General features: G+C 70.0%; 11 protein-coding genes. 6 read left to right on the top strand and 5 right to left on the bottom strand.

Features of this window, described 5'->3' with window-relative positions; all coding sequences use genetic code 11:
- Window positions 1-15 precede the first annotated feature (15 nt).
- Window positions 16-1,560, bottom strand: a complete 1,545-nt coding sequence (locus ABGB18_RS28475; protein ID WP_347698690.1) for a DUF6745 domain-containing protein — start codon at window positions 1,558-1,560, stop codon at window positions 16-18.
- 184 nt (window positions 1,561-1,744) lie between these two features.
- Here ABGB18_RS28475 and ABGB18_RS28470 point away from each other — a divergent pair, with 184 nt between their 5' ends.
- On the top strand, window positions 1,745-2,656 hold the full coding sequence (locus ABGB18_RS28470; protein ID WP_347698689.1) for a TIGR02996 domain-containing protein: 912 nt from the start codon (window positions 1,745-1,747) through the stop codon (window positions 2,654-2,656).
- The gene (locus ABGB18_RS28465) at window positions 2,653-4,536 is read left to right on the top strand and encodes a hypothetical protein (RefSeq protein WP_347698688.1); all 1,884 of its coding nucleotides are present in this window, start codon (window positions 2,653-2,655) and stop codon (window positions 4,534-4,536) included. Before ABGB18_RS28470 ends, ABGB18_RS28465 begins: the two co-directional genes overlap by 4 nt.
- A gap of 9 nt (window positions 4,537-4,545) precedes the next feature.
- Here the strand turns inward: ABGB18_RS28465 and ABGB18_RS28460 are convergent, their stop codons facing one another.
- Window positions 4,546-5,451, bottom strand: a complete 906-nt coding sequence (locus ABGB18_RS28460; RefSeq protein WP_347698687.1) for a helix-turn-helix transcriptional regulator — start codon at window positions 5,449-5,451, stop codon at window positions 4,546-4,548.
- Between the two features lie 262 nt (window positions 5,452-5,713).
- On the opposite strand from ABGB18_RS28460, the gene ABGB18_RS28455 reads away from it, so the two are divergent.
- Together ABGB18_RS28455 and ABGB18_RS28450 are read left to right on the top strand one after the other, a co-directional pair.
- On the top strand, window positions 5,714-6,538 hold the full coding sequence (locus tag ABGB18_RS28455) for an SAM-dependent methyltransferase (RefSeq protein ID WP_347698686.1): 825 nt from the start codon (window positions 5,714-5,716) through the stop codon (window positions 6,536-6,538).
- Window positions 6,539-6,755: 217 nt separating this feature from the next.
- Window positions 6,756-7,199, top strand: coding sequence for a nuclear transport factor 2 family protein (locus ABGB18_RS28450; protein WP_347698685.1), 444 nt, complete (start codon window positions 6,756-6,758; stop codon window positions 7,197-7,199).
- 176 nt (window positions 7,200-7,375) lie between these two features.
- On the opposite strand, the gene ABGB18_RS28445 is transcribed toward ABGB18_RS28450, so the two are convergent.
- From ABGB18_RS28445 to ABGB18_RS28435, 3 genes are all read right to left on the bottom strand, one after another.
- Window positions 7,376-8,308 carry a sulfotransferase gene (locus ABGB18_RS28445; protein ID WP_347698684.1) on the bottom strand — a complete coding sequence of 311 codons (933 nt, stop codon included), beginning with the start codon at window positions 8,306-8,308 and terminating at the stop codon, window positions 7,376-7,378.
- A 519-nt stretch (window positions 8,309-8,827) separates the two neighbouring features.
- The gene (locus ABGB18_RS28440; protein WP_347698683.1) at window positions 8,828-9,118 is read right to left on the bottom strand and encodes a hypothetical protein; all 291 of its coding nucleotides are present in this window, start codon (window positions 9,116-9,118) and stop codon (window positions 8,828-8,830) included.
- A gap of 194 nt (window positions 9,119-9,312) precedes the next feature.
- The gene (locus ABGB18_RS28435; RefSeq protein WP_347698682.1) at window positions 9,313-9,990 is read right to left on the bottom strand and encodes a hypothetical protein; all 678 of its coding nucleotides are present in this window, start codon (window positions 9,988-9,990) and stop codon (window positions 9,313-9,315) included.
- Between the two features lie 170 nt (window positions 9,991-10,160).
- Between ABGB18_RS28435 and ABGB18_RS28430 the strand changes: the two genes are divergently transcribed.
- Both ABGB18_RS28430 and ABGB18_RS28425 read left to right on the top strand, forming a co-directional pair.
- Window positions 10,161-11,369 (top strand): HupE/UreJ family protein, encoded by a 1,209-nt coding sequence (locus ABGB18_RS28430; RefSeq protein ID WP_347698681.1) that lies wholly within the window; start codon window positions 10,161-10,163, stop codon window positions 11,367-11,369.
- Window positions 11,370-11,486: 117 nt separating this feature from the next.
- Complete coding sequence (locus ABGB18_RS28425; RefSeq protein WP_347698680.1) at window positions 11,487-13,070, top strand: metallophosphoesterase family protein; 1,584 nt, start codon at window positions 11,487-11,489, stop codon at window positions 13,068-13,070.
- Window positions 13,071-13,160 lie beyond the last annotated feature (90 nt).

Raw genomic sequence — 13,160 nt, 5'->3', positions numbered from 1 at the left:
CCTGGTGTGCGGAGGTCAGGATCGTCGTTGGGCCTTGGCGTACTGCGCCGGGGAGAGGCCGTAGGTCCAGGCGGCGGCCTGGACCGGGTCGTGGCAGTCGGCGGGGACGGTGAGACCGAAGCGGCGGCGGGTGCCGTCCCGTTCGACGGTGCCGTTGGTGCACAGCAGGACCCGTACGTGCGTGCTGTAGACGTCGGCGGGGACGTCGTAAAGCGCGAGGGTCTGTCCGAGGTTGCCGGGGTCGGGTACGGCCGGTCCGATCTGGTCGAGACCCGCCTCGGCGATGAAGCGGTCCCAGCCGCGGCGCTCGATGGCGCAGCGGCGGATCTCGGCGTTGGCCTCGCGGAGGATCTCGTCGGTGGTGAGGGTGTCCTCGATGACGGCCTGGGTGACGTGGGTGCCGTCCCAGAAGTACAGCCCGAACCCGTCGTCCCAGCCGACCGCGGGGCCGTCGGCGCGGTGCGGCCGGTGCCTGGCCCTGCCGCCCTCGCCGACCTGCTCAAGGCGCAGATCGGTCGGGCGCGGACAGAGCATGGCGAAGTCCCGGAAGGGCCACCACCACCAGCCGGCGGGCATGCCCCGCAGCGCGACCTGCCCGGCCTCGTCCCGCCTCCCCGCCGGGTCCTGCTCCCGCGCCCCTGACAGGCCCTGGTCGAGCGCTTCTGCGGGGCCCTGGTCGAGCACCCCAGCGGGGCCCTGGTCGAGCGCTTCCGCCCGGTTCTCGTCGAGCGGAGGAACCGCGTCCTGCTCGAAGCGGTCGACCAGCTTCAGCCAGGTGCCGGACCGCTGGCCGCTTATGTGGGCCTGCCACAGCCGGCGCACCTCGCCGCGGATCGTGTCCTGCCGCGTGCCGCCCACCGCCGCGTCCACCGCGGCGCTCACGGCCGCGACCGACGCATCGGCGAGCGCGGACTGCACGGCCGGCACGGCGAGGTTCCACGCATAGGCCGCCGCCCGCGCGGCGGCGTCAGACGCGTCCACCGGGGGCCGCGCGGCCGTGTCCGGCGCACCGGAGCCGGTGGGTTCTCCGCCGCTCCCGTCATGGGCGGGGGCGAGCCGCGCCGCCGAGGCCAGCGCGGACTTCATCGCCCTGGCGACGTCGGCATGCAGGGCGGTGGCCGCCGCGCCATGCACCGGATCGCTCACCGTGCCGCCCGTCGCGGCCTGGACCGCGGCCCGCACGGCCTGGCCGACGCGCTCGCCGGCGGTCTCGTCCACCGCGCGATAGACGGAGTCCAGGACGCGCCTGTTGCGGTGGCCGGTGTTCAGGCAGGCCGCGATGGGTGCGGCGAACGCGCCGACGAGCGGCGAGGACACCCATATGACCCGCTCCGGGAACGGGACTCCGATCTCCCGGTAGCACGCACGGGCAGCGGACATCCACGCCCGCCGCCCGGCGGCGGTGCCGTCCAGGTCGTCCTGGGCCTGGTGCGTGTGTGCCGGCCCGCGGTCGTCCTGAGCCCGGTGCGTGCGCGCCGGCTCGCCATCGTCCTCGGCCCGGTGCGCGGGCGCCGGCTCGCGGTCGCCGGTCGTCGGACGGGCTGGACCCGGTGGGTTCACGGTGGAGACCTCCAGCGGAGGCGGCCCCTGACTCCGCCCGGGGACGCCGCAATTCACACGGTCAGCGTGGGGCTGTCCACGCTGTCGATCATGTCCTCGGCACCGTATCAAGGCCGACCGACGATCTTGCGCGGGCGGCGGGCCTCGCCTTGACAGGTCGGCCGTTCTCCGTACATTTGTACGAATGCAAGTGACCGCCGTGGAAGAAGCGTTACGAGCTGATCCCGACGACCTCGCCTCGTGGGACGCCTACAGCGACTGGTTGCTGGAGCAGGGCGACACCAGGGGCACACTGATCCGCCTGGAGCGGCGCCTGGCACGCACCCGCCCCGCCGATCGCCCGGCCGTGGAGCGCGAGATCGCCGACCTCGTCGAGAAGCACGAGGGCGGATGGGACGACGGGTTGCCGGCGACGGCGGTCGTGCTGGACCGCCGGTACGGTTTCGCCACGGACGTTTCCGTCCCGTGGTCGGCCGGCGTCCGCGAGGTCGTGGAGCAGGTGCTGAGCAGCCGGTTCGTCACCACGCTGAGGTTCGGGGCGGACAATAGGGCCAGCACGGACTACGAGTGGGACGGCGAAGACGACGACGAGTGGGAAGGCGGCCCGCCGGACGAGGCGAGCTCGGAGGGCCTGGACCTGCGGTTGTTCGACGGGCTGGACACCGGGCGGCTCGTCGGGCTCGACCTCTCCTACCTGCACGTCGGCCCCGACGGCGCCGAACTGCTCGCCGGCTCGCTCCGCGCGGACCGGTTGCGGGTGCTGGAACTGCGATACTGCCGCCTCGGCGACGCCGGTCTGGCGGCACTCGCGTCGTCCCCCTATCTGAGCGGAGTTCGCAGCCTGCACCTGCAGCGCAACAGGGTGACCGCCGAGGGCGTGCGATCTTTGCACCGGTTTTCCGAGCTGACCGAGCTCGATCTGCGATACAACAACATCGGCGAGGCGGGCGCGGAGACCCTGCTCGACGCCCCGTTCGTCGGATCCCTCACGCGGCTGTGGCTGTACGACTCCGACGTCGGCGAGGGTGGCGTGCGGAAACTGGCGAACGCCGAGAATCTTCCGTCGGGGCTGCGCAGTCTGTGGAGGTGCATGTGAGCATCGAACTTAGGGACCGTTTCTTCGCCCTGTCGGCCGGGGACGCGCCCGCCGAGGAGGTCGCCCGCTACCGGGCGGAGGTGGACGCGACCGACGCCGAGCCGGCCGCGACGCTGCACGGACTGGACCTCTCCTGGCATCCGTCGGAGCGCTTCAAGGCGGTGCGGTTCATCGACGCTGAGCTGATCGACGAGCGGGTGCGGGATCTGTTCGCCCGGCCCAGCGCGGACGCGCCTTACCTGGCGGCGGTCTTCGTCGACCCGCACGAGCTGTCGTTCCGCACGTTCGAGAACATCGTCCCGCTGGACCGCCTGTTCGAGGACGTGCCGCTGGAGGCCGAGGCGGCCGGGCCGGCGGAGCCCGCGGAGGGGGTGCTCTCGTTCTCGCTGCGGTTGCCGCCGCAGGCCAGGGACCGGCTGGTCGGGCTGGACGAGCTGAACCTGTACGTGCCGCCGCTGAACGCCGCCTCCCGCGGCGGTGAGCGGTTCATCTTCCACTCGGCGCTGCTGGCCGAGGCGCTGGCCACGGCGGTGGCCGAGGTGTTGCCGCCCGCGATGGCGGAGGGGTTCTCCCATGTGAACCCGGTGTTCCGGTGCAACCGGTTCGAGCCCGGCGACGCGAACTTCCACCGGCATCTGGACACGCCGTACTACGACGCGGCCCGGCAGCACATCTCCCGGTACACGGTGCTGCTGTACCTGACCGGCGGCACCGGTTCGCCGGCGCTGGACCTGGTCGGCGGTGCCGCGTTCGGCGAGATCGGCGAGTTCACGTGCGTGATCTTCGATCAGCGGTACGAGCACGAGGGCGCCCCCTACCGCGACGGCCGCAAGGTGTTCCTGCGCACCGAGCTCATCTTCGCCGCCGACGAGGTCGCCGAGGCGCCGGAGATCGGCGAGCTGTTCAGCAAGGCGTGCTACCTGACCGGTGAGAGCGTGTTCGCGCCGGAGCTGGCCCGGCACGCCGACGCGTACTACAACCAGGTGGCGGCCGCCCACTGGAGCGGCATGGGGGAGCGGCCCGCCCGCGAGACCTTCGTGCACAAGGAGTTCCGTGGGGCGCACTTCGTGTCCAACGGCTACGACTTCTGGTTCGCCAAGAGCGAGGCGTTGTCACTGGCGGAGTGCGCGGCGATCACCCTGCTCGACTACTTCAACTGCAAGCTGGGCGACACCGCGTTCCGGGCGCTCTGCGAGACCGAGGTGATCGAGTCCGGCGACGCCGGCTGGATCCCGGAGTTCCTGGCGGCCAAGCCCGGCGGGTCCGCCATGACCCGGGCGGACAAGTCCGCGTTCTTCCCCGAGCCGGAGAAGCCCAACGACTGGATCTGCTGCCCGTTCCACACCCACAGCCACTACGATCCGACACGCCACGGCGAGATCATCGAGCTCTACACCGACGCGCAGACCTTCGCCGAGGCGCACATCCTGCCCGCGCCGATCCTCATGCTCGGCGAGGACGTGGCCCTCGACCCGGACCGGTTCGTCATCCAGGACAATCTCATCCACGTGCTGGGCGACCGAGCCCTCATCCCGGTGAACTTCGCCGCCTGCTGGAACGACGAGTCCATCGCCGACGACTACGTGACCGTCGCGGCCAAGGTCGGCGTGCCGAAGTTCCTCGTCCCGCCCATCATCTACGCCGAGTCCGCCGACTGCTACCACCTCAAGTTCGACTTCTTCCGCAACTCCTGGATGGTCGACCACCGGCCGGCCACCATTCCCATCCCGCGTATCACCGAGGAGGGGTGGGCCGACCCGGAGCTGAGGACGGCCTGGCGGCGCTCGGTGGACAGCTCCCTCATCGACGCCGACCACCCGCTGCCGGGCGGCGAGTGGGAGGACGACTGGGACGACGACGACGAGGACGAGGACGAGTGAGGCGCTGCCTTACAGCTCGGCGATGAGTCGCCGCAGCATCTCCGTGGTGGCGGGCGGCGAGCTCGCGTGGATCCCGAGGCTGTTCAGGAAGTGCAGGTAAGGGCCGACGTCGTCGGCCTTGGACAGGTACTGAGCGCTGGTCAGTTGCTCAAGGTAGATCACATCGGCCAGCCCGGCCTGCGGGAAGCGCAGCAGGGTGACGGGCCCGGCGCCGGCGACGACGGCGTCGGTGCTGAAGGGGATCACCTGCAAGGTGATGTGGGGCAGCCCGGCCATCCGGGTGAGGTGCTCCAGTTGAGCGCGCATGACCGCCGCGCCGCCCACCGGGCGGCGCAGCGCCGCCTCGTCCACCATGGCCCACACCCGGCACGGCGAGGGCCCGGTCAGGACCTGCCGGCGGTGTGTCCGCACCGCGACGCGGCGCTCGATCCGGGCCTCCGGCTCATTTCCACATCCGCGGGAGATGACCGCGCGAGCATAGTCCTCCGTCTGCAGCAGGCCGGGCACGAACTGAACCTCATATGTACGGATCAGCGAGGCGTCCTGCTCCAATCCGAGGTAGTCCTCGAACCATTCTGGGATGACATCCCGATAGTCCTGCCACCAGCCGGGCAGGTTGGCCTGCTTGACCAGGGCCAGCAGGGCAGCGCGTTCGGCGGTGTCCGTCACGCCGTACAGGGTGAGCAGGTCGTCCACGTCGCGCGGTTTGAAGCTGGTCCGGCCGGTCTCCAGCCGGCTGATCTTGGACTGTGACCCGCGGATCAGGTATCCCGCCTGGTCACGGCTGATCTCCCGGGCCTCGCGCAGTCGCCTCAACTCCGCGCCCACCAGCATGCGTAACGCCGTCGGCCCGGCCTGCCGGGCATCCCCGCCGGGAACGTCGGCCATGTTGTCGCGACCGTGAGCCGTGGACATCCGTGCTCCTATTTCGGTGCCGCACCACAACTGGTTGAAAGCCATACTGCCACGGGAGTAAGCCTGCGCACCAGTTCATGGAAGTGCGGGCGAACGAGTCATATGCGTACCGCGATTGACACGTCACCTACCGCTCGGAAATCGTTTCGACGCGCCTGTTGTCAATCGCGCGAGGGGAAACTGATCGCTTTCGCGAAACAACGCCGAAGGCTACGTTATGGGGCGACGACAATGGCCAAGGGCGATATCCAGGGAGGCACCCGTGACCGACGTCCCGGGTCAGAACACCCCACCGACGATCGACACCACGAAGCCGCACTCGGCCCGGGTGTGGAACTACTTCCTCGGCGGCAAGGACCACTACGACGTCGACCGCGCGATGGGCGAGCAGGCCAAGCAGATGTTCCCGGGGATCGTCGACATCGCCCGTGCGGACCGGGCCTTCCTCGGGCGTGCCGTCCGCCATCTGGCCGGCGAGGCGGGCATGCGCCAGTTCCTGGACATCGGGACCGGGCTGCCGACCATGGACAACACCCACGAGGTGGCGCAGCGGGTCGCCCCTGACAGCCGCGTCGTCTACGTCGACAACGACCCGCTGGTGCTGGTCCACGCCCGCGCGCTCCTGGTGGGCACGCCCGAAGGGAAGACCGACTACATCCAGGCGGACCTGCGCGATCCGGACGTGATCCTGAAGAAGGCGGCCGAGACGCTGGACCTGACCCGGCCGGTCGCCATCATGCTGCTGGGCATCCTGCACTTCGTCCCGGACCTCGACTATGTGCACGGGATCGTGAAGCGCCTGCTCGACGCCGTACCGTCGGGGAGTCATCTGGCGCTGACCCACGCCACCTCCGACCTCGTGGACGCGGCGGCCGCTCAGGCCAACGAGGAGGCCCAGTCGGAGTGGAACAGGAGGGCCGCCGACACGATCACGTCACGCACCCGCGAGGAGATCATGCGCTTCTTCGACGGGCTGGAACTCGTGGAGCCCGGGCTGGTGTCGATGTCGCGCTGGCGTGTCGAGGCCACTCCCTTCGGCGAGCCGGCCGACGTCGCCGGATACTGCGGCGTCGGCCGGAAGCCGTGACATCTGGCGACACTCTCCGGGCGTCCGCCGTCCCTGTCGTGCGGGGCCCGGAGCACCGGCGTGCCGCACGACGAGAGGGCCGGCGAGGCGGGGGACATCGAGAGGTTCTGTACCGGGGCTTGGCCGAAACGTTGCCAAACATGCGATTAGCATGACGAACCGTGCATTCTGCCCAGTCCCCCCGGCTGGGTGTCGTCTCTCGAGAAGGGTCATCTCGATGTCTGATCCCCGGCGTCCCCTGGAGCGGCTCCGGAAGACCTTCAACCGTCACGACCTGGAGGGCCTCGCGGGCACCTTCAGCCGCGGTGCGGTCCTCGTCGCGCCGGACGGTGTGGGCCAGGACCGGGACGAGATCGCCTCCTACTACGGCGCGTTCATCGAGGCGTTCCCGGATTCGCTGTGCACTCCCCAGTCGGTGACGATCTCGGGCGACACCCTGGTGGCGGAGTACACCCTGAGCGGCACCCACAAGGGCAGCTACCTGATCCCCGGCGGGGGCGTGGCCGAGGCGACCGGCCGGCACTTCCTCGTACGCGCGTGCAGCGTCTCGAACGTGGAGGACGATCTCATCGTCAGCCACCGCATCTTCTACGACCAGCTCGAACTGGGTGCCCAGCTCGGTGGCTCGCTCCAGTTCGAGGGGCACGAGAGGCTGACCTGACGGCGGGCACTCGGTCTCCGCCCGCGACCCGTCGGGGAACGTGACCCGCAGCGTCCTGGCGTCGCCCTCGACGATATCGACCTGGCCCGCGTCCATCGGCCTTCCCCTGTCGTGCGGCTGTCCCCGTCAAGTTCGGACGAACGGCCGCCACCGGCGCAAGCCCCCCGGCCCGCCCGTCAGCCGTAACCCCAGGCGGTGGCGTATTCGGCCAGTCTGGGGGAGAGGGCGTCGGCGTTCCCGGCGGTGCGGGCGGCCTGGATGCGGCCCGACTTGATGGTGTCGCTGCGGTCGCCCAGGTTCGGCACGAAGCGGCCGTGGTCGTGCTCGCCGTAGTCGAGCATCCCCGGCTCCCACTCCACGCCCAGGTACGCGCAGACGTCCCGGGTGACCCGCTCGGGCTCGGCGGTCAGCTCCTCGTAGCGCAACGTCAGGCCGTCGAGCGTACGGCGGGCCTCCTCCAGGGGCTTGAAGTACTTCAGCGCGTTCGCCTCCAGGGCGGCCCGGGTGGCGGTGTTGGTCTCGCGGTTCTCCAGCGAGGAGACCACACCCTCCGGATGGCGAAGCAGGAACAGGAACTTCGCCTTCGGCCAGGCGTAGTGCAGCCGCTCCCAGACGAAGACGTTGCCCGGCGTCTTGTCGACGATGATCTGCTTGCCGCTCCGAAGCAGCTCCAGATGGAGGACACGGTCCCATAGCACGTGTTCCAGCTCCACCTCGTCCAGCCCGGACTCCAGCATGGACTCCTGGGAGAAGCCGGGGGTGAGCTTCACGTTGACGGTGCGCAGGTGCAGCTCGTGCGGGGCGCGGATGCGGGAATGGCTGTTGAGCAGCATGCGCAGCAGCGTGGAGCCGGAACGTACGGAGGCGATCACGAAGACCGGGGACTCCACCTGGCGCGGCATGATCGGGACGTTGTAGTCGACCGTCTGCGTGCGCTTGGGAGGCCGCGGCGCCTGCGCCGCCTCCATGATCCTGGATTTCTCCGGTGCCGGCGTCGACAGCAGCTGCGGGGGGCGTAACGCCTGTCCCAGAAGCCGAGCCCTCCGCCTGATGCCGTTGTTCACGACGCCCATCCGCGACCTGGTGCCCTTCGCTCCGCTGGTTTTCACGTCCGAAAAGGCAGCCGCAAGCACCGCGGTAACGGCTGCCACAGTCCGACACGTTAACGCAGAATTCTTGGAGTTTTAGTGGCGCGTTGACGCTGGACGGCCTCCTGCGCCGCCCGGCCGGCGCCGACGACCACGGACCCACCGGTTCGGGCGGGCGGGCTTTCGGGCCGTTTCGGCTCTTGACCTGGGAGGATGGCTGGGACGGCGCGGCTGGGACGGTCGGCGGGCGCAGGGGCGGGACGCGCGATTCTCCCAGCTAACTGACAGGCTTCCGCGCCCCTGATCAGGCTCCGGCGGCGGGGTCAGCCGGTGCCGCTGATGCTCGCCGGCTCGATGACGAAGATCAGCTCGGCGCGCGCAGCAGGTCGAGCAGGTCTTCACTGAGTGTCACGGGTCTCACAGACGTCGTCAAAGGATCGCGGGAACCCTCCTTGATACACCAAGACCGAATGGCCGGGGACGGGGCCCGCCCGCACGGCCGGTGTCAGGCCGCTGCGGGCGGGCCGGCCGCCGCGAGGGTCAATGGATGTAGACGCTGGAGCCGAACTCCGAGATCGTGGACTGGTCCGGGAAGACGAGCTCGGGTGAGGAGCCGGTGCAGTCCGGCGTGTCGAAGATCAGGGCGACCTGGTCGGTGTGGTTTCTGACTTCGAGCGGCCAGCGGTCGCTGGGGTAGCAGCCGCTGGGGTCGATGAAGATCTCGCCGTTGATGAGCAGCACGCCGTTGGCGGCATGCGCCGCGGTGGGGGCGGCCGTGATGAGCATTCCGGCCGCGACGACGGCGCCGAGTGCCGAGACGATCCGTGACATTGGGGATCCTTCGTGCTAAGTGGGCCGCGACTGCGACCCGATGCGCACTCAGTGTAATCGCACGTGTACTCATTGTCACCGCGCTGTTCTTGCCCTTCGCCGGCTCCGACCTGGGCGGCGTAGCGCGCGCCGGACGCGGCGTCGGCCGGCACCGCCGTCTCGATCCCGGTCCCGCCCAGCCCGGGAGCCGGGAGCTAGTCGAGCCAGATCACGAGGCCGGTCAGGCCGTTGAGCACGGCCGCGACCCCGGCCCGGACGGCCCGGCCGGCGCGTTCGGGGGTGAAGGTGGCCGGATCGTACGCCGAGGACATGCCGAGCCCCTCGCCCCGGAACGACGCGCCGGCCCAGCCGGCGGCGGTGACGTTCTCCGTGGGCTCGGCCAGTTCGGCGCCCAGCACGAGGAAGTGCTGGTCGAGGTGGTTCGCGGTGACCAGGGCGAGCGGGTCCACGAGGTCGTTGCCGGCGCTGATGACGAGGTCGGGTGCCATCTCGATGGCCCTGCTGATGCTCGCGACGTACTGGTCCGGCCGCGTGGCCGTGACGGTCCTGACACTGACCTGGTTCTCCTCGGCCCACTTCGTCACGGCGGTCACCAGGACCTTGGTCTGGGGGTCCTGCCCCGCGGTGAGCAGCACCACGCGGTAGCCGGCCGACGGACGGACCTCGTCCCACGAGCCGGGGCTGGGCGTGATCGTGGCCTCGGGGGAGGGCGGTGTGGTCGGGTCGGTGAAGCCCGGGCCGAGAGTGCCGACGGCGGAGGGCCGCCCGTGCGGCTGTGACCAGTCGTCGCCCGAGCCGCATCCGCCGGCCACCAGTACGGCGGTCGCGACCGCGGCGGCCAGCATGCCGGCGGGCAGGCGTCGGGAGCGCATAGGGATCGTCCTTCGAGATGGCGGGAAGTGCGCCTATTTCCTACCGCATTGTCGGCGGCCTACGTGAAATGGGCCTTTTCTGCCTGTTTGGGTTTGCCGTCGGTTCGCGCTGGCGCCGCCGTTCGTTCATCTGGGCCCAGCAGATTGCCTTCGCAACTTGAAGGAGTCACATGTTCCACGCCGCTCGGCGTCGTGCCGGTGCCGTCGTCGCCGCGGTGTTCGTGGCCGTACTGCTCAGCGCCGCGCCCGCCCTCGCCCACGGCTTCACCTCGACCGCGTACGTCGACCTCACCTCGCCGGGGGCCGGTCACGTTCGCGCCCGGCTCGGGCTGGAGTACGACCTGCTCGTCGTCTCGGCCGCCGACGCCGCGAAGGACGACCCGTTCTTCCGGGCGGGCACCGCGGCGTTCGAGTCCCACGACCCGGCGCGGCAGGCCGCGGCGATGGACGCCCACGCCGCCACGGTGATGTCGTACGTGACCAAGCGCTTCGCCGTCACGGCCGGGGGCAAGGCGTGCACCCCCGTCCAGGACGGCCGCTTCACGATCGAGCAGCACGACGGCGTCCCGTACGCGGTGCTGGTGCTCGACCACCGCTGCCCGCCCGCCGAGGCGCACGAGGTGCGCAGCGGGTTGTTCCCGGAATCCGAGACCTTCGTGCGCGACACCAAGACCGTGGTCACCTACGACCTCGACCTGACCTCGGGCAGCGCCGCCCTCGACGCCGAGCAGCCGTCGTTCTCCACGCGGCAGTCCTTCGCCGAGCGGTTCTGGGAGTTCTTCCGGCTCGGCGCCGAGCACCTGCTCACCGGAATCGACCACATCCTGTTCCTGCTCGCGCTCATCGCGGGGTCACGCCGGCTGCGGGAGATCGTGCTGGCGGCGACGTCCTTCACGCTGGCCCACTCGGTGACCTTCATCCTGGCCGCCCTCGGCCTGGTGGACGTGCCCGCGTCCTTCGTCGAGCCCCTCATCGCCCTGTCGATCGCGGTCGTCGCGGGCTGGCACTTGTGGCGGCTGTGGCGGCGCCGATCGCACGCGACGGATCTCGAGCGGCCCGGTGGCGGGCACTTCAGCCTGGACCGCGCGGGCTGGACGCGGCTCGCGGTGGTCTTCTGCTTCGGCCTCGTGCACGGGCTCGGCTTCGCCTCGGCCCTCGGCATCGACCAGCCGCTGTCCTGGACGCTGCTGTGGTCGCTGCTCGTCTTCAACGTGGGCATCGAGGCCGTCCAACTGGCGATCATCATCGTCGTCTTCCCGCTGCTCGCGCTGCTGCGCCACCGGCAACCGGCGGCTGGGCTGTGGACGACCGGAGTGATCGCGGCGGGCGTGTCCGTGATGGGTCTCGTGTGGTTCGTCCAGCGAGTTCTTGGCGGCTGATCACGCGACTTTCGGCAAGCGCAACGCCCTGCCTGCCCGGAGTTCACCTTGATGTCACCAATGTCCGAAATCTTGACCAAGCTCTTTCAGCACCCTGTACTGAACGGACAAAAAGCAATGAAGCAGTACAACGGCTCCCAGAAGCCCGGGCAGTTCCTGCGCCGGGCGGCTGTGGGCGCCACCGCCGCGGTCATGAGCATCTCCGCGGTTCTCGGCAGTGGCCTGGCGGCCGCCGCCCACGCCGACACCACCTCGACGCCCACCGGGATCGTCCTCGGCGTGGGCGCCAACGAGTCGCAGCGTGTCGTCTCCTGGTACGCCCCGACCGCCGCCGCTCAGGTGGTCCAGGTCGTGGAGACCAAGAAGCTCGACCGGGGCAATTTCCCCAAGCACGTCACCACCATCCCCGCCACCGTGGCCGCGAACACCGTCGGCGGCGGCTTCAACGGTCACGTCACCATCGAGGGGCTGAAGAAGAACACCTCCTACTCCTACCGGGTCGGCACCGAGGGCAACTGGTCCACGACCTACGCCTTCAAGACCCAGGACTTCAAGGGCGCCTTCGACTTCCTGTTCTTCGGCGACCCGCAGATCGGCTCGTCCGGAGACGTGGCGCGGGACGGCGCCGGGTGGCAGGACACCCTGGACGTCGCGCTCGCCGCCAACCCGCGCGCCGCCCTGCTGGTCTCGGGCGGTGACCAGGTCGAGAGCGCCAACAACGAGACCGACTGGAACGCGTTCCTCGGGCCCGACAAGCTGCGCCAGTATCCGTGGGCCGCCACCATCGGCAACCACGACGTCGGCGGCAAGGCGTACGAGCAGCACTTCTGGACCCCCAACACGGACCGCTCCGCGCCGTTCTACAACGGCGACCAGGCGACCCGGTCGGGCGGTGACTACTGGTACACCTACAACGACGTGCTGTTCATCGACCTCAACAGCAACGCCTACACCACCAGCGACCTCGACAACGCCGACGCCGCGCACATCGCGTACGTCTCCGACGTCATCAAGAAGCACGGCGACGACGCCAAGTACACGGTGCTGGTCTACCACCACTCGATCTACTCGCCGGCCAGCCACGCGAACGACGGCGACAACCAGCTCCGCCGCCGTGACCTGCCGACCGCCTTCTCGAACCTGGGCGTCGACCTGGTCCTGCAGGGTCACGACCACAGCTACACCCGCAGCTACGTGATCAAGAACGGCCAGAAGGCGAACCCGGCCGAGCAGCCCGGCGCCGCCCAGGTGGAGCAGGGCCCCGGCGGCGTCATCTACGTGACCGCGAACTCCGCCTCGGGCTCGAAGTACTACGACCTGACCGCTCCTGACACGACCAAGGACCCGAACTACGGGCCCGACCCGCTGAACCCCAAGAGCCACTGGGCGAACTCGGTGGAGAACCAGGAGCACGTCCGTACCTACGTCAAGGTCCAGGTGCGTGACGACAAGCTCGTCGTGGAGAACCTCCGCAGCGGCACCTGCGACGCCCCCAACGCCGCGATCGAGCTGGGCCAGGAGAAGTGGTGCGGACCGGACAGCGGCGCCAGCCCCGCCCAGCCGGTCGGCTCCACCGTCGACAAGGTGGTGATCCGCCCCTACAACGACGGCCACGGTCACGGTGACCACGGTCACGGCCGTGACGACAAGGCCGCCGTGCAGACCGAGACGGTCGCGGCCGGTTCCGACTGGCTCCAGTAGACGGCCGAAGGTGACGCCGCCGGGCTCCGCGGGCCCGCCTCGCCGAGGCGGGCCCGCGGAGCCCAGCTGGCGGGGTGGGCGCCCCCGGGT

The sequence above is a fragment of the Nonomuraea sp. B12E4 genome (assembly GCF_039871825.1).
In the GTDB taxonomy this organism is placed as follows: domain Bacteria; phylum Actinomycetota; class Actinomycetes; order Streptosporangiales; family Streptosporangiaceae; genus Nonomuraea.
This window is presented reverse-complemented; position numbering and strand designations above follow the sequence as displayed.

Coding starts and splice junctions, on each gene's coding strand:
- ABGB18_RS28470 (WP_347698689.1), top strand. CDS start 1,745: ATGCAAGTGACCGCCGTGGAAGAAGCGTTACGAGCTGATCCCGACGAC.
- ABGB18_RS28460 (WP_347698687.1), bottom strand. CDS start 5,451: ATGTCCACGGCTCACGGTCGCGACAACATGGCCGACGTTCCCGGCGGG.
- ABGB18_RS28450 (WP_347698685.1), top strand. CDS start 6,756: ATGTCTGATCCCCGGCGTCCCCTGGAGCGGCTCCGGAAGACCTTCAAC.
- ABGB18_RS28440 (WP_347698683.1), bottom strand. CDS start 9,118: ATGTCACGGATCGTCTCGGCACTCGGCGCCGTCGTCGCGGCCGGAATG.
- ABGB18_RS28435 (WP_347698682.1), bottom strand. CDS start 9,990: ATGCGCTCCCGACGCCTGCCCGCCGGCATGCTGGCCGCCGCGGTCGCG.
- ABGB18_RS28430 (WP_347698681.1), top strand. CDS start 10,161: ATGTTCCACGCCGCTCGGCGTCGTGCCGGTGCCGTCGTCGCCGCGGTG.
- ABGB18_RS28425 (WP_347698680.1), top strand. CDS start 11,487: ATGAAGCAGTACAACGGCTCCCAGAAGCCCGGGCAGTTCCTGCGCCGG.